This window comes from Bacteroidota bacterium (assembly GCA_038746285.1).
GTDB lineage: Bacteria > Bacteroidota > Rhodothermia > Rhodothermales > JANQRZ01 > JANQRZ01.
On record JBCDKT010000005.1, the window covers coordinates 67,042 to 85,564 of the forward strand.

18 protein-coding genes are annotated in these 18,523 nt (G+C 68.5%); 11 read left to right on the forward strand and 7 right to left on the reverse strand.

From position 1 onward, the window contains the following. Positions 1 to 8: 8 nt before the first annotated feature. Positions 9 to 938: a GTPase Era gene (era, locus tag AAGI91_03060; GenBank protein MEM1041586.1), complete on the reverse strand. Its 930-nt coding sequence runs from the start codon at positions 936 to 938 to the stop codon at positions 9 to 11. Next, complete coding sequence (locus tag AAGI91_03065) at positions 931 to 1,722, reverse strand: pyridoxine 5'-phosphate synthase (GenBank protein ID MEM1041587.1); 792 nt, start codon at positions 1,720 to 1,722, stop codon at positions 931 to 933. The genes era and AAGI91_03065 overlap by 8 nt, the downstream gene beginning before the upstream one ends. A gap of 374 nt (positions 1,723 to 2,096) precedes the next feature. Here AAGI91_03065 and AAGI91_03070 point away from each other — a divergent pair, with 374 nt between their 5' ends. The 4 genes from AAGI91_03070 (at position 2,097) to AAGI91_03085 (ending at position 5,294) form a co-directional block, all read left to right on the forward strand. Continuing rightward, positions 2,097 to 2,429, forward strand: coding sequence for a hypothetical protein (locus AAGI91_03070; GenBank protein ID MEM1041588.1), 333 nt, complete (start codon positions 2,097 to 2,099; stop codon positions 2,427 to 2,429). A gap of 28 nt (positions 2,430 to 2,457) precedes the next feature. After that, positions 2,458 to 3,387 (forward strand): hypothetical protein, encoded by a 930-nt coding sequence (locus AAGI91_03075; protein MEM1041589.1) that lies wholly within the window; start codon positions 2,458 to 2,460, stop codon positions 3,385 to 3,387. 79 nt (positions 3,388 to 3,466) lie between these two features. Further along, on the forward strand, positions 3,467 to 4,012 hold the full coding sequence (gene rsmD / locus AAGI91_03080; protein ID MEM1041590.1) for a 16S rRNA (guanine(966)-N(2))-methyltransferase RsmD: 546 nt from the start codon (positions 3,467 to 3,469) through the stop codon (positions 4,010 to 4,012). Between the two features lie 70 nt (positions 4,013 to 4,082). After that, positions 4,083 to 5,294: a Na/Pi symporter gene (locus tag AAGI91_03085; GenBank protein ID MEM1041591.1), complete on the forward strand. Its 1,212-nt coding sequence runs from the start codon at positions 4,083 to 4,085 to the stop codon at positions 5,292 to 5,294. 98 nt (positions 5,295 to 5,392) lie between these two features. Here the strand turns inward: AAGI91_03085 and ruvB are convergent, their stop codons facing one another. After that, positions 5,393 to 6,421 carry a Holliday junction branch migration DNA helicase RuvB gene (gene ruvB / locus AAGI91_03090; protein MEM1041592.1) on the reverse strand — a complete coding sequence of 343 codons (1,029 nt, stop codon included), beginning with the start codon at positions 6,419 to 6,421 and terminating at the stop codon, positions 5,393 to 5,395. Between the two features lie 412 nt (positions 6,422 to 6,833). Between ruvB and AAGI91_03095 the strand changes: the two genes are divergently transcribed. Together AAGI91_03095 and rpoN are read left to right on the forward strand one after the other, a co-directional pair. Then, positions 6,834 to 7,418 (forward strand): DUF3109 family protein, encoded by a 585-nt coding sequence (locus tag AAGI91_03095; GenBank protein ID MEM1041593.1) that lies wholly within the window; start codon positions 6,834 to 6,836, stop codon positions 7,416 to 7,418. A gap of 23 nt (positions 7,419 to 7,441) precedes the next feature. Continuing rightward, complete coding sequence (rpoN, locus tag AAGI91_03100; protein MEM1041594.1) at positions 7,442 to 8,932, forward strand: RNA polymerase factor sigma-54; 1,491 nt, start codon at positions 7,442 to 7,444, stop codon at positions 8,930 to 8,932. Positions 8,933 to 8,966: 34 nt separating this feature from the next. On the opposite strand, the gene AAGI91_03105 is transcribed toward rpoN, so the two are convergent. Further along, complete coding sequence (locus tag AAGI91_03105) at positions 8,967 to 9,449, reverse strand: DinB family protein (protein ID MEM1041595.1); 483 nt, start codon at positions 9,447 to 9,449, stop codon at positions 8,967 to 8,969. A 244-nt stretch (positions 9,450 to 9,693) separates the two neighbouring features. On the opposite strand from AAGI91_03105, the gene AAGI91_03110 reads away from it, so the two are divergent. Continuing rightward, positions 9,694 to 9,924 (forward strand): hypothetical protein, encoded by a 231-nt coding sequence (locus tag AAGI91_03110; protein ID MEM1041596.1) that lies wholly within the window; start codon positions 9,694 to 9,696, stop codon positions 9,922 to 9,924. A gap of 100 nt (positions 9,925 to 10,024) precedes the next feature. Here the strand turns inward: AAGI91_03110 and gcvP are convergent, their stop codons facing one another. Then, on the reverse strand, positions 10,025 to 12,895 hold the full coding sequence (gcvP, locus tag AAGI91_03115; GenBank protein MEM1041597.1) for an aminomethyl-transferring glycine dehydrogenase: 2,871 nt from the start codon (positions 12,893 to 12,895) through the stop codon (positions 10,025 to 10,027). A 116-nt stretch (positions 12,896 to 13,011) separates the two neighbouring features. Continuing rightward, on the reverse strand, positions 13,012 to 13,884 hold the full coding sequence (gene rnc, locus AAGI91_03120) for a ribonuclease III (GenBank protein MEM1041598.1): 873 nt from the start codon (positions 13,882 to 13,884) through the stop codon (positions 13,012 to 13,014). An 82-nt stretch (positions 13,885 to 13,966) separates the two neighbouring features. On the opposite strand from rnc, the gene AAGI91_03125 reads away from it, so the two are divergent. The 3 genes from AAGI91_03125 (at position 13,967) to AAGI91_03135 (ending at position 17,255) form a co-directional block, all read left to right on the forward strand. After that, complete coding sequence (locus AAGI91_03125; protein MEM1041599.1) at positions 13,967 to 15,334, forward strand: NAD-dependent succinate-semialdehyde dehydrogenase; 1,368 nt, start codon at positions 13,967 to 13,969, stop codon at positions 15,332 to 15,334. Positions 15,335 to 15,405: 71 nt separating this feature from the next. Next, entirely contained in the window at positions 15,406 to 15,717 is a 312-nt protein-coding gene (locus tag AAGI91_03130) for a hypothetical protein (protein ID MEM1041600.1), read from the forward strand. A 140-nt stretch (positions 15,718 to 15,857) separates the two neighbouring features. Continuing rightward, complete coding sequence (locus AAGI91_03135; protein MEM1041601.1) at positions 15,858 to 17,255, forward strand: MBL fold metallo-hydrolase; 1,398 nt, start codon at positions 15,858 to 15,860, stop codon at positions 17,253 to 17,255. Positions 17,256 to 17,366: 111 nt separating this feature from the next. On the opposite strand, the gene AAGI91_03140 is transcribed toward AAGI91_03135, so the two are convergent. Continuing rightward, entirely contained in the window at positions 17,367 to 17,933 is a 567-nt protein-coding gene (locus tag AAGI91_03140) for a TetR/AcrR family transcriptional regulator (GenBank protein MEM1041602.1), read from the reverse strand. Positions 17,934 to 18,021: 88 nt separating this feature from the next. On the opposite strand from AAGI91_03140, the gene AAGI91_03145 reads away from it, so the two are divergent. Continuing rightward, complete coding sequence (locus AAGI91_03145) at positions 18,022 to 18,507, forward strand: DUF4345 domain-containing protein (GenBank protein ID MEM1041603.1); 486 nt, start codon at positions 18,022 to 18,024, stop codon at positions 18,505 to 18,507. Positions 18,508 to 18,523 lie beyond the last annotated feature (16 nt).

The window sequence follows — 18,523 nt, forward strand, 5'->3', positions numbered from 1 at the left end:
GTCGTTCGCTACACGTCGTAGCCGTAGGACCGGAGGAAGCCCTCGCGGTTGCGCCAGTCGGCGCGGGCCTTGACGTGGAGCTGGAGGTAGACCTCGGAGCCGACGAATGCCTCGATGTCGCGCCGCGCGAACTGGCCGAGCTTCTTCAAGCCGCTGCCGCGCTTGCCGATCAGGATGCCCTTCTGCGAGTCGCGCTCGACGACGATCTCGGCGTCGATGAAGTCCTTCTGGCCGGGGCGCTCCTCGTAGGTCACCACGTTGACCTGGGTCGAGTAGGGGATCTCCTCGCGGTAGAGTTCGAAGATCTTCTCGCGGATGATCTCGGCGACGAAGAAGCGCTCGGGGTGCTCGGAGAGTTGGTCCTTCGGGTAGTAGGGCGGGCCGAGCGGGAGGCGATCCAGGATCTGCGCGAGGACTGTGTCGAGGTTGAACCGGGTCTTGGCCGAGACGGGGATGACGGCGTCGAAGGCGCGGAGGCGGTTGTAGGTCTCGACGAGGGGAAGGGCCTCCTCCTGCGCGATCAGGTCGATCTTGTTGAGCAGCAGGACGGCCGGGCGCTCGCCGAGGCGTTTGATGGCCGCATCCGGCGTGCCCGCGTGCGCGGCGTCGACCATGAAGAGGAGTACGTCGGCGTCGTTCACCGCGAAGTCGACCGCGTACATCATCGCCTCGTGGAGCCGGTACTTCGGCTTGACGATGCCGGGCGTGTCGAGGAAGACGATCTGATGGTCGTCGCCGGATAGGATGCCGAGGACGCGGTGCCGCGTCGTGCTTGGCTTGGCGGTCACGATCGAGAGCTTGCGCCCGACGAGTGCGTTCATCAGGGTCGACTTGCCGACGTTCGGCGGGCCGACGAGCGCGACGTACCCGCTCCGGTGGGTGGCCGGGTCGAAGGCGTCAGGAGCCGACGGGTCGGGCGCGGGGAGGTCGTCAGGCATGGACGGCGGCGGAGAGGATCTGCTGGTAGGCGCGCACGGCGGCCGGGAAGCCCATCCACAGCGCGTCGGCCGTCAGGGCGTGCCCGATCGACACTTCGAGCACGCCGGGGACGGCCTGCGTGAACGGTCCGAGGTTGGCGAGGTTCAGGTCGTGCCCGGCGTTGACGCCGAGGCCCGCCGCCTGGGCCGCCTCGGCAGCGGCGGCGAAGCGAGCCAGCTCGGCCGAGGCGTCGCCACGCTCGAACGCGACAGCGTACGGCTCGGTGTACAACTCGACCCGGTCCGCGCCGACCTCGGCCGCTGCCGCCATCGCGCCAGCGTCGGCGTCCATGAACAGGCTGACCCGGCAGTCGAGCGAGCGGAGGCGTTCGACGACAGGTGCTAGCCGCTCAGCGTCGCGCCCGAGGTCCCAGCCGTGGTCCGAGGTGCGCTGCCCCGGCGTGTCCGGCACGAGCGTGCACTGGTCCAGCCGCCCTAGCTCCGCCGCACGCTCGGCGAGGGTGAGGAAGCCGGGGTACGTCCCGGCGGCCTCGGCGAATGGGTTGCCCTCGATGTTAAACTCGGCCCCGTTGCCCTCGGCCGCGAGGAGGCCGGCGAGGGCAGCCACGTCGGCGGGGCGGATGTGACGCTCGTCGGGGCGCGGGTGGACCGTCAGGCCGTCGGCCCCGGCGCCGAGGCACAGACGGGCGGAGCGCGTCACGCTCGGCACGTTGAGGTCGCGGGCGTTGCGGAGGAGCGCCACCTTGTTGAGGTTGACGCTGAGGGCGGTTCGGACAGTAGCCATGCGGGCGAGAGGTGAGAGTAGGCAAGATACCAGCATAGCCGGAGGGCAACGCCTCCGCGGGACCGGGGTCTACCCAGCGGAAGGCCCCTTTTCATGCTAGGTTGCTTTTTGGGAAAGCTGCCGAGTATTTTGACCGGCCGCCGTGGGGACTCGTTGCAGGCCCTCCGTCTAACCCTTCCCAACCCCGCCTCTTCACCCAACCAGGGTCCTCTCGCGCAATGGCTATTCTGGCGAATGACACCACCCGTAACGTCGTTCAAATCGTCCTCACGATCGTCATCGTCGCGCTCGGGTACCTGCTCTACCGCAGTATCCGCGGGCCCCAGGAGATAGAGGATCGCAGAATAGCGCTCGAAGCACTGACCCAGGAGCGGATGGGTCACATCCGCGACGGAATGCGGGGCTACGAGTTCCGCTACGACCGCTTCCCCAGCACGCTCGACTCGCTCCTGACAGCGATCCGCACGGACTCGTTCATGGTCGCCAAGCGCGACAGCATCTTCGGGCTGGAGGAGGGGGAGATGCTGGACCTGGACTCGCTGCTGTTCTCGTCGCGCGGCGGCGAGCGGTTCGACCTGAACGTGGTCCGCGACGACAGCACAGGCGTGACGGTCTACCTCCTCGAAGACCCCAACTCGGACAACTTCGTCGGGACCGACGACCCCGAGCGGGCGGCGGGGATGCTCAACGCCGCGAGCTGGGAGTAGCGCGGGCCGACCGCTAACCGGAGGGGAGATGGACGGGTCACGCACGCGAGCAGGCATCGAGCTTCTGGGCCGCGTGATGCGCTACGCCGAGGTCGATCTCGGCGGTGCCTCGGGTGAGGGGCGGCGGCTGCGGCGGCTCGGGGCTTGCGACTTCGACTTCGGCGTCGCCGAGACCCTGCTCGCGCTCACCGGCCCGTCGCACCTCGACACCGTCACGACGGCGGTGCGCGAGATCTTCGACGGGTCCGAGGCCGAGACGCTGCAGGTGGTGGTGCACCCGTGGAACAGCACCTCGTTCTTCTCCCCACTCCCCGAAGGGATGCCACCTGCGGAGCGCTTCGAGCAGCTCCGGCAGGAGGCCGCGATGCTCTCGGACGCCAGCATCGCCCGCCCGGTCCGGGTCAAGACGACGCCCGTGCGGATCGAGACCCAGGCCGAGGGCCGCCGCGTCCACTGGCACCACGTCCTCCGGTTCTCCGAGTCGATCCACGCCCGGCTGGCCCACATCGCGGCCAGCGTCTCCGATGCCGAACCGGCGGTGAAGCACGAGGTGGCGGACACGACCGGAGCCGCCGCCGCCGTCCTCGCCCAGATTCACCGGGAGGAGGACGAGTCGTTCGTGCTCGCCGTTGGGGTCTACGGCAGCCGGACGGAGTTCGCCCTCTGCCGCGGTGCGACGTGGCACTTCGGCCACTACGCCGAGGCCGACCTGCAGACGGACGGGACCTACTTCGCAGCCGCGATGCTGGACCGGCTCGACGTCCGCCCGGCCGACGTCGGGCACCTGTACCTCTACGGCGAGCCCGGCGCGACGAGTGCCGCCGCCAGCCTCGAAGCCCTGCTCGGCCTGGAGGCGGCTCCGCTCAACCCGCTGCTCGCGCTCGGGCAGGCCCCCGGCGGGGCCGACCCGCTCGCCCTAGCTGCCTTCGTTCCCGTCCTCGGCGCCCTGCTGAGGTAATCCGTTCGCCTACGGCGAGGCCGCTCGCCCGATGGGACACCCGGCTGGGCGGGCGAACCAGAAACCAGGAACCCTCGCTATGCGCATCGTCGGCGGCAGGCTGCGGGGGCACCGGCTCCGCGCTCCGAAAGGCGCGACGCGCCCCACGACCGACCGCACGCGCGAGGCCATCTTCAACCTCGTCCAGAGCCGCCTCGACCTCGCCGCCGCGCGCGTGCTCGACCTCTTTGCCGGCAGCGGCGCGCTCGGGCTCGAGGCCCTCAGCCGGGGCGCGGCCGAGGCCGTCTTCGTGGAGCAGCGCGGGGCGGCGCTCCGCACGGTGCGGGACAACGCGGCCGCCCTCGGCGTGGCGGAGGCCTGCGCGTTCCACCGCGCGGACGCCCGGCGCTTTCTGGAGCGAGAGGCGGCCCGCTACGACCTCGTCCTCGCCGACCCGCCCTACGCGCTCGCCGACCTCGACCGGCTGCCTGACCTCGCGCTGCCACGCCTCGCACCGGGCGGCCTCCTCGTGCTGGAGCACAGCGCGGACCGCAGCTTCGGGCAGCACGCTGCGCTGGCGACGAGCCGGGGCTACGGGCAGACCGTCGTGAGCCTGTTCCGAATGGATGAATCCGCCGGGTCGTAACATTGCGGTAATGCCGGCCGGCTAGCTTCGCCCGCCTCGTCCGTTGCGTCTCCACGCCGCCCACCTCTCCATGCCTCAGCGCCTCCTCCAAGTCCTCTCGCTCGTCCTGGTCCTGCTGCTTTTCTTCATCAGCCTGGAGCTGATGGGCGACTCGTTCAAGCTGATGGGCAAGGGCGTCGCGGAGAACCTCGTGAGCACGACGCGGAACCCGTTCGTCGGGCTGTTCATCGGCATCCTCGCCACCTCGATGGTGCAGAGTTCGTCCACGGTGACGGCGATGGTCGTCGGGATTGTGGCGGGCGGCGGGCTGACCGTCGCGGGTGCCGTCCCGATCATGATGGGGGCCAACATCGGGACGAGCGTCACCAACACGATCGTTTCGCTCGGGCACATCACGCGCAAGGACGAGTTCCGCCGGGCGATGGCCGGGGCGACGGTCCACGACTTCTTCAACCTCCTCGCCGTGGCCGTCCTCTTCCCGGTGGAGCTGTTGACCGGGGCGATCTCGCGCTCGGCGCACGCGCTCGAAGAGGCGGTGATCGGCCTCGGCGGGGCAGACCTCCTCAGTCCGGTCAAGGTGATCACCGACCCCGTCGCCGAGTGGGTGATCGGGCTGGCAAGCGAGAACGGGATCGTGGTGCTGCTCGTGGGTGTGGTCGGGCTGTTCATCGCGCTGCGCTACCTGGTCAAGCTGCTGCGGGCGCTCCTGCTCGGGCGCAGCGAGAAGCTGCTCCACAAGTACGTCTTCGGGCACCCCCTCGCCGCGCTCTTCTTCGGCGTCGTCATCACGGTCATGGTGCAGTCCTCGTCGATCACGACGAGCGTGATGGTCCCGATGGTCGGGGCCGGGATCGTGACCGTCGCGCAGATCTTCCCGTTCGTCCTCGGGGCCAACATCGGGACCACGGTGACCTCGATCCTCGCGGCCCTCGTGCTGGCCGGCGGCACCGGGGCCGCCGGCGAGGCGGCGCTGACGGTCGCCTTCGCGCACTTCTTCTTCAACGTCTTCGGCATCGCCCTGCTCTGGCCGCTCCCCTTCCTCCGCCGCGTCCCGATCTGGCTGGCCGAGAAGCTGGGCGAGCTGTCGGTCAAGAACCGGGGCTACGCCTTCGGCTACATCGCGCTCGTGTTTTTCGTCCTGCCAGTCCTCGTGATCGTCGGGACGCGCGGGCTGGACACGACGTTCTACGAGGAGGTGCTGCCCGAGGAGTCGCTGGAGGTCCCGGAAGAACTACGCCTCCCCGGCGAGGCGTCTACGGAGGACAGCCTAGAGGCGCTCTAGCGCAGCGGCAAGCTCATCTTGACGGGCTTGTCATCCTGAACTCGCTTCGACGGGACGCGCTCCAGATCCCGGATCGGGGTCCGGGATGACAGGAAGGATTAGCCGAGGTCGAAGATGTCGGCCTGCTTGGGCGGCGGGGTGAGGCCGAAGTGGTCCCACGCCCGCGCCGTGGCGATGCGCCCACGCGGCGTCCGGGCGAGGAAGCCCTCCTGGATCAGGTACGGCTCGTAGACCTCCTCGACGGTCCCCGGGTCCTCGCTGACAGCGACGGCGATCGTGCTGACGCCGACCGGCCCGCCCTCGAACTTCTCCATCAGCGCGAGCAGGATGCGGCTGTCCATCTCGTCGAGGCCGGCCTCGTCGACGTCGAGCGCGTTGAGGGCGTGGTCGGCGAGGGCGACCGTGATCCGGCCCTCGCCCTCGACCTCGGCGAAGTCGCGCGCGCGGCGGAGCAGGCGGTTGGCGATGCGCGGCGTGCCCCGGCTCCGGCGGGCGATCTCGTGCGCGCCCTCCTCCTCGATCTCGACGCCCACAATCGCGGCCGAGCGAAGGACGATCCGGCGGAGGAGGTCGGCCGTGTAGTAGTCGTAGCGGAAGTCGATCCCGAAGCGGGCCCTCAGCGGGGCGGTGAGGAGGCCCTTCCGGGTCGTCGCGCCGACGAGGGTGAACGGCGGCAGCGAGATGCGGACCGAGCGCGCCGACGGGCCGGAGTCGATCAGGATGTCGATCGCGTAGTCCTCCATCGCGGCGTAGAGGTACTCCTCAATCACCGGGCTCATCCGGTGGATCTCGTCGATGAAGAGCACGTCGCCCTCGTCGAGGTTGGTGAGGATGCCGGCAATCGAGGCGGGCTTGTCGAGCGCCGGCCCGCTCGTCGTCTTGAAGGCCGCCCCCATCTCCTCGGCGACGATGGCGGCGAGCGTCGTCTTCCCGAGCCCCGGCGGGCCGGAGAGCATGACGTGGTCGAGCGACTCGCCGCGCTGGAGGGCGGCCGTGATGAAGATGCGGAGGTTGTCCTTGATCTTCTGCTGCCCGACGAACTCGCCGAGCGACTGCGGGCGGAGCTTCTTCTCGAAGTCCTCCTCGGTGCGCTCGGGCTGGGCGGAGACGAGGTTGCGGTTGTCCATCGATCTGCGTGGCTGGCGGTCACGGCGGTTGGTCTGAGGCAGCAAAGTACGGCCCGTCGCTGACAGCCTCGTGTCAGGTGTGGAGGGTGTGGAGGGTGTGGAGGGTGTGGAGGGTGTGGAGGGTGTGGAGGGTGTGGAGGGTGTGGAGGGTGTGGAGGGTGTATCAGGAAAAACCGCAAAAGCTACCGAGGTCACCGCGCTCCGCGCCAGAACAACCCTCCCAACGCTCCACGCCGAGACCCTCCCACTCTTCCCTCTCCTCCCACTCCGCGCCGCAGGCGCAGCCCTCCCGGCCCTCCACGCCGAACCGGCTCCGCTCTCCCAACCTTCCCGCCGTTGGGAGTTAAAAAACGACGGCTCACTCCCGATAACATTGACATCGGTCCAGCCCGGGCCGTACCCTAGTGGTACCATGTTTGCTATCGACCATGTCCTCGTCTCCGACGCCCTCCTCGACGCGCCCTTCGCCTGCCACCTCGGCCGGTGCCTCGGCGGGTGCTGCGTCCACGGCGACCGCGGCGCGCCCCTCGAACCAGACGAGCGCGCCGAACTCGAACGCGCCCTCCCGGTCGTCGCCCGCGACCTCCGGCCCGAGGCGCTCCGCGTCATCGACGAGCAGGGCGTGTGGGTCGAGGAAGAGCCGGGCCACTACGGCACGTCCTGCGTGGACGGGCGCGAGTGCGTCTTCGTGGTCTACGAGGGGAAGGTCGCCAAGTGCGCGCTCCAGCAGGCCTACCACGCCGGCCGCCTCGACTTCGAGAAGCCGGTCTCGTGCCATCTCTTTCCGGTCCGCATCGAACCCATCGGCGGGACCGACGTCCTCAACTACGAACAGATTGGGCTCTGCAAACCCGCCGTCCGGCACGGCCGCCGGCGCGGCACGCAGCTCTACGACTTCCTCCGCAAGCCCCTCACCCGCAAGTACGGCGCGGCGTGGTACGAGCAGTTTCGGACCGCCTGCGCCGAGCGCGCCGCCATCTTGTTCGACACGGCCTAGCTAGCCCCTCACCCCGCTCCGCCATGCTCAACCTTCAGCAGAAGCAGTCGCTCCAGCAGAAGCTCTCGCCGCAGCAGATCCAGTACATCAAGCTGCTGCAGCTCCCCACGCTGGAGCTCGAACAGCGGATCAAGGAGGAGATGGAGATCAACCCCCTCCTCGAAGAGGGCGAGGAGGAGGAGGAGCAGGTCGTCCAGACCGAGGCCGACGAGCACCCCCAGGCCGAGGCGAAGGAGGCCGAGAAGGAGCGCGAGGCCGAGGGCGACAGAGACGACGAGTTCGACTGGGACGAGTTTCTGAACAGCTCGGACGACCTCTACGGCTACAAGGCCCGCGTGGACCACTCCGCCGAGGAAGAGCAGCGCGAGATCCCGATGCCCTACAAGTCCTCGATGGCCGAGCACCTCCGCGACCAGATCGGGATGCTCGACTTCGACAGCACCCAGGAGCTCATCGCCGAGCAGATCATCGGGTCGATCGACGAGGACGGCTACCTCCGGCGGCCCATCGAGTCGATCGTGGACGACATCATGTTCAGCCAGGGCCTGATGCTGACCGACGACGACGTGGAGAAGGTTCTGAAGCGGCTCCAGCGCCTCGACCCCGTCGGGATCGCCAGCCGCGATCTCCGCGAGTGCCTCCTCGTCCAGCTCGAAGCGATGTCGGACGAGGTGGACGGCCGCGAGACCGCCATCGACATCGTGCGCGAGACGTACAAAGCGTTCACGATGAAGCACTTCGACACGCTCCTGCGCAAGCACAACCTCCACGAAGAGGAACTCAAGGAGGCGTTCGACCTCATCCAGCGCCTCGACCCCAAGCCGGGCGAGGGCGCCTTCGCCGCCAGCACCAACTACGTCACCCCGGACTTCACCGTCGAGGTCGTGGACGACGAGTTCATCATCTCGCTCAACGGCCGCAACGCGCCGGAGCTGCGCATCAACCGGCACTACCGCCAGATGTGGCACGAGCTCTCGGCCAAGAAGAACGGGAAGGCCACCGGCGGCAAGAGCGACACCAAGCAGTTCCTCAAGAACCGGATGGAGAGCGCCCGGTGGTTCATCAACTCGATCAACCAGCGCCGCGCGACGATGATCAAGGTGATGAACGCGATCGTCGAGCTCCAGGAGGACTTCTTCCGCGAGGGCGAGGGCAACCTCAAGCCGATGATCCTCAAGGACGTCGCCGAGCGCATCGGGATGGACATCTCGACGATCTCGCGCGTGGTCAACGGCAAGTACGTCCAGACCGAGTGGGGCGTCTACGAGCTCAAGTACTTCTTCTCCGAGGGCCTCTCGACCGAGAGCGGCGAGGAGATCTCCAACAAGGAGGTCAAGGCCATCATCGAGCGGATCGTGGCCGAGGAGGACAAGGAGAAGCCGCTGTCCGACCAGAAGATCGCGTCGATGCTGGAGGAGCGCGGGTTCAAGATCGCCCGCCGCACCGTGACGAAGTACCGCGAGCAACTCGGCGTCCCCGTTGCCCGCCTCCGCAAGGAAATCGTCCTGGCGTAGCGACGAAGGGCGAACGACGGGTGTCGAATGGTCGTCACGCGGCGCGCGTCGTGCGAGCGAACGCGATGAAGTCCGTCCACGGTGGGTCTACGTCGAGGGCACGAAGGGCGGTCGCCGCTTGGCCCCGGTGGTAGTGGCTGTGGAGGAACACGTGGGTCAGCACGTCGGCAACCGGCGTGCGGTACTCAGCCCCCTTCGAGTTGTGGTAGACCGCGTCCTGCTCTAGCCCGTCGTCGTCGAGGAGGTCCACGAACGCACCAAGCGCGTCGGCGGCCTGAGCGACGAGCGCGCGGCACCCGTCGGCGTCCACTTCGGGCCAGAAGTCGGCGGTGTGGCTTGCGGGCTGCGTGCCGGCGATGCGGCGGAGCCAGACCCGTTCGGACTCGGCGGCGTGGGCGAGGAAGCGGATCGGGCGCTCGTGCGCGTCGCGGAGCACCTCGGCGAGGCAGCAGTTCGCCCAGGCATCGTACCGGGCGAGGCGTCGCAGGCTGTCAAGGTCAGACGCGGTAGAAAGCACGGGGTTAGAGAACGGATGGATGTCTCTCCGACCCCATCGTGAGGTGGCAGGCTCGGGCTGGCGAGGGCGATGCGGCGGCGGAGCGGTGAAATCGGACGGACAGTCGGGGCAAAGGGAACGCGTCCCCCACCAACCATCAGCGCTGTCAGTCGAAACGAGGCAGGTCGCGAGGTTGGCATACGAATTGGAGAGAAGACCTGTAACCCTTAGAGAGTTCCCCTCCACCGTCCCACGGTCCACCCCCATGACTGCCTCCGTTGCACGCCCCGCCCTGCCTCTCCTTTTCGCCCACTACGTCGCCGGCAAGATGGCGCAGTCGCAGTGGGACCAGTTCGCCGACGCCTTCGACGAGGTGGAGGCGACGGCCGAAGAGCGGGCGGCCTTCGCGTGCTTCTACCTGGAGAACGCGAAGGACGGCGACGTGAAGCTGCCGAAGCCCGAGGAACTCAAGGACCTGCTCGCCGTGATGCGCTGAGCCGCCCCCCGACTGTCTCGCTGCACCGACCTCGTGCAGCCGGAGGCCCCACCTGGCATCGCTGGGCGGGGCCTCGTTTGTCCCGGATCGCAAGACCGACCTACTGATACTCCTCGACCGGCGGGCAGGAGCAGACGAGGTTGCGGTCGCCGTGGGCGTTGTCCACGCGGCTGACGGTCGGCCAGAACTTGGCCTCCTTCGTCCACGCCGCCGGATAGGCCGCCTGCTGCCGGGTGTAGGGCCGGTCCCACGCGTCGGCCGTCACGATCTCCGCCGTGTGAGGCGCGTGCCGGAGAGCACTCGTCTCCACGTCCGCCACGCCGAGCTCGATCTCCTGGATCTCGGAGCGGATCGAGATCATCGCGTCGCAGAAGCGGTCGAGTTCGTCCTTGACCTCGCTCTCGGTCGGCTCCACCATCAGCGTCCCAGCGACGGGCCAACTCATCGTCGGGGCGTGGAAGCCGTAGTCGATGAGGCGCTTGGCGACGTCTTCGGCCGTGACGCCCGCGTTCGAGAACGGGCGGAGGTCGAGGATGAACTCGTGGGCGACGTGGCCGCCGGCCCCGCGGAACAGGACATCGTAGTGCCCCTCGAGCCGGCGCGCCATGTAGTTGGCGTTGAGGATCGCAAGCTCCGTCGCCCGCGTCAGGCCCGGTCCGCCCATCATGGCGATGTAGGCCCACGAGATGAGGAGGATCGACGCGCTGCCGTAGGGGGCAGCCGAGATGGGCGCGATGCCGCACTCTCCGCCGACGCCGTCCGTGACCGGGTGCGCCGGGAGGAACGGCGCGAGCGCCGCCGTGCAGCAGATCGGCCCCATGCCCGGGCCGCCGCCGCCGTGCGGGATCGAGAACGTCTTGTGCAGGTTGAGGTGGCACACGTCGATCCCGAAGTCGCCCGGCCGGCAGACGCCGACCTGGGCGTTCATGTTGGCCCCGTCCATGTAGACCAGGCCGCCGTTCGCGTGGATGATGTCGGCGATCTCGCGGACCGTCGGCTCGAAGACGCCGTGCGTGCTCGGGTAGGTGATCATGAGCGCGGCGAGGCGGTCGGCGTGCTGCTCCGCCTTCGCCGTCAGGTCGTCCATGTCCACGTTGCCGTCGCCGTCGCTCTGGACCACGACGACCTCCATCCCGGCCATGACCGCGCTCGCGGGGTTCGTGCCGTGCGCGCTCGACGGGATGAGGCAGACCGTGCGGTCCGCGTTGCCCCGGTCGAGGTGGTAGGCGCGGATCGTCATCAGGCCGGCGAACTCGCCCTGCGCGCCGGAGTTGGGCTGGAGGCTGACGGCGGCGAAGCCGGTGATCTCGGCGAGCCAGCCGGCGAGCTCGTCCATCATCTCGTGGTAGCCCGCGGCCTGCTCGGCCGGCGCGAACGGGTGGAGCCCAGAGAAGCCGGGGAGCGTGACGGGCATCATCTCGGCCGTCGCGTTGAGCTTCATCGTGCAGCTCCCGAGCGGGATCATCGCGTGCGCCAGCGAGAGGTCGCGGTTCTCGAGCCGCTTGAGGTAACGCAGCATCTCGGTCTCGCTGCGGTAGCGGTGGAACGTCGGGTGCGTCATGAAGGCCGACGTGCGCCCGTGCGCGCCTTCGTAATCGAGCACGGTCTCCTCGGCGAGTTCGTCGGCGTCGAGCGTCTCGTCGGCACCGAAGACCGCGAGGAGGTCGCGCACGTCGTCCATCCCGACGGTCTCGTCGAGGGCGATGCCGAGCGTGCCATCCTCGAAGCGGCGCAGGTTAATCCCGAACTCGGCGGCGCGCGCGGTCACGGCGCCCGTGTCGCCCACGCGGACGCGGAGCGTGTCGAAGTAGTCGGCGTGCAGGACCTCGTGCCCGAGGCGGCCGAGGCCGGCGGCGAGGAGGCGGGCGTACCCGTGGATGCGCCGGGCGATCCGGGTCAGCCCGTCGGGGCCGTGGTAGACGGCGTACATCGAGGCGATGACGGCGAGGAGGACCTGGGCGGTGCAGATGTTCGAGGTCGCCTTCTCGCGGCGGATGTGCTGCTCGCGCGTCTGGAGCGCCATGCGCAGCGCGGGCTTGCCCTCGGCGTCGACCGAGAGGCCGATGATGCGGCCCGGAATCTTGCGCTTGAAGGTGTCGGTCGTGGCAAAGAACGCGGCGTGCGGGCCGCCGTAGCCCATCGGGACGCCGAAGCGCTGCGAGTTGCCGACGGCCACGTCGGCCCCGAACTCGCCCGGCGGGGTCAGGAGCGTGAGCGCCATCAGGTCGGTGGCGACGGCGACGAAGGCTCCGGCCTCGTGCGCAGCCTCGCAGACCGCGGCGTAGTCCTCGACCGCGCCGTCGGTCGCCGGGTACTGCAGCAGCGCGCCGACCGTGTCGCCGTCGAACGCAAACTCGGCCGGGCCGGCCACGACCACCTCGACGCCGATCGGCTCGGCGCGGCCCTCGACGACGGCGATGGTCTGCGGGTGGCAGTTCGCGGCGACGAAGAAGCGCGAGCGCTTGCCGCGCGCCTGGCCGAAGAACATGCTCATCGCCTCGGCGGCGGCCGTGCCCTCGTCGAGGAGCGAGGCGTTGGCGATCGGCAGCCCGGTCAGGTCGCCGACGGCGGTCTGAAAGTTCAGAAGCGCTTCCAGCCGGCCCTGCGCGATCTCGGCCTGGTACGGGGTGTACTGCGTGTACCAGCCCGGATTCTCGAGGACGTTGCGCAGGATGACGGGCGGCGTGACGGTGCCGGCGTAGCCCATCCCGATGTACGACCGGTAGACCTCGTTCTTCGCGGCCAGGGTGCGGGCGCGCTCCAGCAGGTCGGCCTCGGTGAGCGCCTCGGGGAGGTCGAGCGCTCGCTCGGCGCGGATGGCGTCCGGGACGACGGCGTCGGAGAGGGCGTCGAGCGAGTCCACGCCGAGGGCGTCGAGCATGGCCTGGACGCCCTCGGCGGCAGGGCCGTTGTGGCGGCCCTCGAAGCGGTCCGGGTGGTCGAGGATGGAGCGGTCGGAAGCGATCTGCATCGTCGATAAGAGCGGAAGAACGGAGGGAAGGAAGAGCGGAAGAGGTCAGGGTTCAGCGCCGAGCCATCTTTCGCTCGTCCCCGCTTTCGCTCGTTCTCTCTTAACAGCCGCCGGGCCTATTGTTTCGCGCCGAGGGCCGCCTCCGCCTGTTCTTCGCGGAGCCGGTCCAGAGCTTCGTGGGCGGCCTGCTGCTCGGCCTGCTTTTTCGAGCGGGCGCGGCCTACGCCGAGCGCCTGGCCGGCCACCACCACCTCGACCGTGAAGCGGCGGTCGTGGCTCGGCCCCTCCTCGGCGATGACGTGGTAGGCGGGCTGCGTGTGCCCATCGGCCTGGACGTGCTCCAGCAGCATGCTCTTGAAGTTGCTCCGCTGCGTCGAGACGGCGTCCATGTCCACATGCTCGTCGAGCAGGTCGAAGACGAACGTCCGGGCGGCGTCGAAGCCGAGGTCGAGGTAGACCGCGCCGAGGACGGCCTCGAAGGCGTCGGCGAGGATCGTCGGGTTGCTCCGGCCCTCGCCCTGGGCCATGTTGGGCGAGAGCAGCAGCAGGTCGCCGAGGCCGAGCGTCTCGGCATACGAGGCGAGCATGGGCCCGTTGACGAGCTTGGCCCGGATACGGGTCAGGAAGCCCTCGTTTCGGTCGGGGAACGCGTCGTAGAGCCGCTCGCCGACGATCACGCCGAGGACAGCGTCGCCGAGGAACTCGAGCCGCTCGTTGCTCTTGAGGTGGCTGTCGGTCTGGCCGCGCAGGACGGAGCGGTGGCGGAGCGCGCGCTCGTAGAGCGACAGGTCGTTCACTGGCCGCCCGACGTAGGCCTCGATGCGGGCGCGGGAGACGGCGCAGCCCTCGTCGCCCGAAGCCGACAGGTCGGACGCCGAGCCTGATCGCCGGCGAAGCGCGCGGAGCCGCTTGGCGAGGGTAGAGGCGAGATGCCGGAGGCGGAGCAAGAGGCCGCCCTGCGTCGTGTCAGTCGTATCAGAAGGTGCCACGGCAAAGGGGTTGGTGCTACGTAGCTAATCTCCCCTTTTTCGACTTGAAACGCAAGCCGCCTCCCGTATTTATCCTACCCTCATGGCTGACATCACCACCGTCAACCCCGCCACCGGCGACGCGCTCGCGTCCTACGCCTACCACACCGGCGCCGAGACGGAGGCAATCCTCGCCTCGGCGGCCGACGCGTTCGCGCACCACCGCACCACCTCGTTCGCCGAGCGCGCCGAGGCGATGCAGCGCCTCGCGGACGGCCTCGACGCCGAGAAGCACGACCTCGGCGCGCTGATGACCCGCGAGATGGGCAAACCTATCGGGCAGGCCGTCGCCGAGGTGGAGAAGTGCGTGTGGGTCTGCCGGTACTACGCCGAGCGCGCCGAGGCGCAGCTCGCCGAGGAGCCGGTCGAGACGGAGGCAGCGAAGAGCCGGGTCGTCTACCAGCCGCTCGGGGCGGTGGTGGCGGTGATGCCGTGGAACTTCCCGCTGTGGCAGGCCTTCCGCTTCGCCGCGCCGACCGTGATGGCGGGCAACGTCGGCGTCCTCAAGCACGCCGAGAGGGTCCAGGGCTGCGCCGAGGCGATGGAGCGCCTGTTCCGCGAGGCCGGATTTGGGCCGGGCGTCTTCCAGAACCTCCGCGTCCCGCACGAGCGCTTCGAGGCCGTCGTCGCCGACCGCCGGGTGCGCGGCGTGACCCTGACGGGCAGCGTCAAGGCGGGCCGGGCCGTCGCCGCGCTCGCCGGGCAGCACCTCAAGCCGACCGTCCTCGAACTCGGCGGCTCTGATCCGTTCATTGTCCTCGCCGACGCGGACCTCGACCGCGCCGTCGAAGTCGGCGTCCAGGGCCGGACCCAGAACAACGGGCAGAGCTGCATCGCCGCGAAGCGGTTCGTCCTAGAGCAGCCCATCGCCGAGGCGTTCACCGAGCGGTTCGTCGAGGCGATGGAGGCCCTCGCGGTCGGCGACCCGATGGACGAGGCGACGGACGTCGGCCCGCTCGCCCGCGCCGATCTACGCGACACGGTCCACGACCAGGTCGAGCGCGCCGTCGCGGGCGGAGCCGACCTCCTCGCCGGCGGGCAGCCGCTCGACGGTGCCGGGTTTTACTACCCGCCGACGGTCCTCGGGGGCGTCGAGCGCGGGACGGTCGCCTTCGAGGAGGAAATCTTCGGCCCCGTCGCCTCGCTCGTCGTGGCAGCGGACGCAGACGAGGCGGTCGACCTCGCCAATGACACCACCTTCGGCCTCGGCGGGGCGGTCTTCACCGAGGACGCGGCGAAGGGCGAAGCGATTGCGCGGCGGCTCGACTGCGGCTGCGCCTTCGTCAACGACCTCGTTAAGAGCCACCCGCACCTGCCCTTCGGCGGTATCAAAGACAGCGGCTACGGGCGCGAGCTATCGAAGCTGGGCATCCGCGCCTTCGTCAACGCCAAGACGCTGTGGGTGACGTGACGAGCTACAAATGTCGAGTGATGAATGGTAGTTTGCGCCCTCCAGCTTTCGCTTCCCAACGTCTCGACCCGATGAGCCCCTTCCTCATTCCCATCGTCGCCATCATCGCGTGGGCCGTCGTTCAGGTAACGCGCAACCGGGCGAAGGGCGGTCCAGCCCTGGCCGAACTCGACGCGCTCCGGCAGCGGCTCGATGCGTCGGAGGCGGAGCGCGAGCGGCTCACCGCACGCATCCAGAACCTCGAAGCGATCGTGACGACGGAGACGTTCGACCTCCTGAAGCAGGACCCGGAGGCAGCGAAGGCACGGCTCGATCTGCCGGACGACCCGGAGCCGCTGCCCGAGGAAGAAGCCGCCCGCCTCGCCAAGCGGATGCGGTCGTGAGCACCCTGGCGTGCCGTGCAAGGTGAAGGCCGGTGCCAGCCAGGACGGTCGGGCGACCACATGGGATCGCCCCTACGAGTGCCCGTTCCTGGCATCCCGCCATACTCAATCCTCCGATCTCTCCATCTTCCGATCTCCCGATGATCCTCACCTTCTGGGGCGCCGCCCAAACCGTCACCGGCTCGATGCACCTCGTCGAACTGGAAAGCGGCCACACCCTGCTGCTCGACTGCGGGCTCTTCCAGGGCCGCCGCGCCGAAGCCAAAGCCATCAACGGCACCTTCCCCGCCGAGCCGGCGGAGATCGACGCCGTGCTCCTCTCGCACGCGCACATCGACCACGCGGGGATGCTGCCCGGGCTCTACCGCGCCGGCTTCCGGGGCTGCGTCTACGCCACCCACGCCACGCGCGACCTGTGCGCGCTGATGCTCCTCGACAGCGCCCACATTCAGGAGAAAGACGCCCGCTTCTTCAACAAGAGCATTCGCAAGAAAGACGAGGCGCGAGTCGAGCCGCTCTACACCAAAGACGACGCCGAGGGCGTGCTGAACCTCTTCGTCGGCGTCGGCTACCGGCGGCCGTTCCACCCGGTTGCGGGCTGCGAGGTCGAGTACCGCGACGCGGGCCACATCCTCGGCTCGGCGACGATGACGCTGACGGTCACCGAGGGCGGACGGCAGAAGCGGCTCGGCTTCACCGGCGACCTCGGCAACCCCGGCCGACCCATCCTCCGCGACCCGCAGCCGATGCTGCCGTGCGACTGGCTGATCTCGGAATCGACCTACGGCGGTAAGACGCACGAGCCGGCCGGCAAGGCGAAAGACGAACTCGCCGACGTGGTCAGCCGGACGGCCGGGCGCGGCGGCAAGGTCATCATCCCCGCCTTCGCCGTCGGGCGGACGCAGGAGCTGGTCTACGCCCTCGACCAACTCTGGAACGAGGACTGGATTCCGCACATCCCCGTCTTCGTCGACAGCCCGCTCGCGGTCAATGTCACCGGCGTCTTCCAGACCCACCCCGAGTGCTACGACCGCGAGCTGCACGAGTACCTCCTCACCGACGACGACCCGTTCGGGTTCGAGCGCCTGGAGTACGTCCGCAAAGCCGAGCGCTCGAAGGAACTGAACGGCATGCGCGTCCCGATGGTGATTATTTCCGCGAGCGGGATGGCCGAGCACGGGCGCATCCTCCACCACCTCCGCAACAACGTCGAGGACCCGAAGAGCACGGTGATGATCGTCGGCTACCAGGCCGAGCACACCCTCGGCAAGCGGCTCGTCGAGCGCCGGGAGGAGGTCAAGATCTTCGGCCGGCCGCACCGGCTGAGGGCCGAGGTCGCCGTGATGAACTACTTCTCCGCCCACGCCGACGAGCCCGGCCTCGTGCGCTTCATCGGCGCGCTCGACCAAGACCGGCTCCAGACCGTCTTCCTCGTCCACGGCGACCCCGAACGCCAGCAGAAGCTCGAAGCCGCGCTAGGAAATGCTGGAATCATCGCCGTCGAGAACCCAGCGCGCGGCGAGTCGGTGACGCTTTAATGCTCGGCGCGGAGGCCGAAGAGGAGGGTGCGCGGCAGGCCGGGTCGCGTCCCGCCAGACGGTGCGCGCCTACGGCTGGAAGTCTCGCAGTTGGAAGCCTCGCGGCACGCCTCACTTCGGGAAGCCTATGACATCAGATCCCGCCAAGACGGCGCGAGCCGCGAAGCCGACTTGGATACGTAGCGCCTCCCCTTCTTCCATGCGTAGGGCGACCAGGCCATGCATGGTCGCCCACACCACCTTGGCGACCCTGCTGATCTGCTCGTCACTGATCTGCTCGTTGGAGGCATCCTTTGACATAGCGCTGCGCACCGCGCGCTCCAGTAACTGCAGTGACCGGAGACGTGCTTCGCACAGAGCCGGATTCTCTTGGTTCAGCAACTCGTCTCGGAACATGATGGCGGCCATACCGGGATGTCGGCGTCCGTGGTAGACGTAGGCCTCGCACAACCCGATCACCTGCTCGATGGGTGGCGTGTCTTGGCTGAGTACGTTCTCGAAGTCCGAGGCCAGTAGCTCGAAGCCTGCCGTAGCGATGGTTGTGAGTAGACCGGCCACGTTCCCAAAATGGTGGGACGGGGCTGCCGCCGCGACGTCGGCACGGCGCGCCACCTCGCGTAAGCTAAAGCCTGACACACCACGCTCGTCCAGCAGTTCGATGGCATTGGCTACGAGCACACGCGGCAGATCGCCGTGATGGTAGGACGCTCGCGCCCTGGCCCGTGGCTGCTTTGAGTCGGGTTCATGCACGTAGACGCTCCGGCTCTTGACTAATTTGATCGGTGTTCATATATTGGGATTTGTCTATCTGATCGATGATCAGATAGGCGTTCTGCCGAACCAAGGTACTCACCAACTAACTCTCGTCATGAGGCGCGCTCTTCAGATCACCATGCTCGTCGTAGCCGCTGTGCCGCTGGCGCTCGGCACGATGTCTTTCGTTTTCGGCGCAGGGCAGTTCCTGCCTCCCGAACAGGTCACGGCCTCCCTCGATAACCAAATCCGGTTCTACGCGGTCTGGTTCACTGTGGTCTTTTTCCTCACGATCTGGTGCGTGCGCAACCTGGATATTGCAGGCCCTGTGATGCGCATCATGTTCATCACGATGGCGTTGGGCGGTGTGGCTCGTCTGTTCTCGATAAGTCAGATGGGCCTGCCGGATCCTCCTATGATCGGAGCCGCTGTCGTGGAGATCGGAGTGCTAGCGTTCATTCCGTGGCATGCCGCCGTGCTGAGGCGACGTCCCGAATAGGCGAGGTCCCCGGGAC

Excerpts from the sequence above, each read along its gene's own strand:
- era (MEM1041586.1), bottom strand. The coding sequence starts at position 938 with ATGCCTGACGACCTCCCCGCGCCCGACCCGTCGGCTCCTGACGCCTTC.
- AAGI91_03065 (MEM1041587.1), bottom strand. The coding sequence starts at position 1,722 with ATGGCTACTGTCCGAACCGCCCTCAGCGTCAACCTCAACAAGGTGGCG.
- AAGI91_03070 (MEM1041588.1), top strand. The coding sequence starts at position 2,097 with ATGGGTCACATCCGCGACGGAATGCGGGGCTACGAGTTCCGCTACGAC.
- AAGI91_03075 (MEM1041589.1), top strand. The coding sequence starts at position 2,458 with ATGGACGGGTCACGCACGCGAGCAGGCATCGAGCTTCTGGGCCGCGTG.
- rsmD (MEM1041590.1), top strand. The coding sequence starts at position 3,467 with ATGCGCATCGTCGGCGGCAGGCTGCGGGGGCACCGGCTCCGCGCTCCG.
- AAGI91_03085 (MEM1041591.1), top strand. The coding sequence starts at position 4,083 with ATGCCTCAGCGCCTCCTCCAAGTCCTCTCGCTCGTCCTGGTCCTGCTG.
- ruvB (MEM1041592.1), bottom strand. The coding sequence starts at position 6,421 with ATGGACAACCGCAACCTCGTCTCCGCCCAGCCCGAGCGCACCGAGGAG.
- AAGI91_03095 (MEM1041593.1), top strand. The coding sequence starts at position 6,834 with ATGTTTGCTATCGACCATGTCCTCGTCTCCGACGCCCTCCTCGACGCG.
- rpoN (MEM1041594.1), top strand. The coding sequence starts at position 7,442 with ATGCTCAACCTTCAGCAGAAGCAGTCGCTCCAGCAGAAGCTCTCGCCG.
- AAGI91_03110 (MEM1041596.1), top strand. The coding sequence starts at position 9,694 with ATGACTGCCTCCGTTGCACGCCCCGCCCTGCCTCTCCTTTTCGCCCAC.
- gcvP (MEM1041597.1), bottom strand. The coding sequence starts at position 12,895 with ATGCAGATCGCTTCCGACCGCTCCATCCTCGACCACCCGGACCGCTTC.
- AAGI91_03125 (MEM1041599.1), top strand. The coding sequence starts at position 13,967 with ATGGCTGACATCACCACCGTCAACCCCGCCACCGGCGACGCGCTCGCG.
- AAGI91_03130 (MEM1041600.1), top strand. The coding sequence starts at position 15,406 with ATGAGCCCCTTCCTCATTCCCATCGTCGCCATCATCGCGTGGGCCGTC.
- AAGI91_03135 (MEM1041601.1), top strand. The coding sequence starts at position 15,858 with ATGATCCTCACCTTCTGGGGCGCCGCCCAAACCGTCACCGGCTCGATG.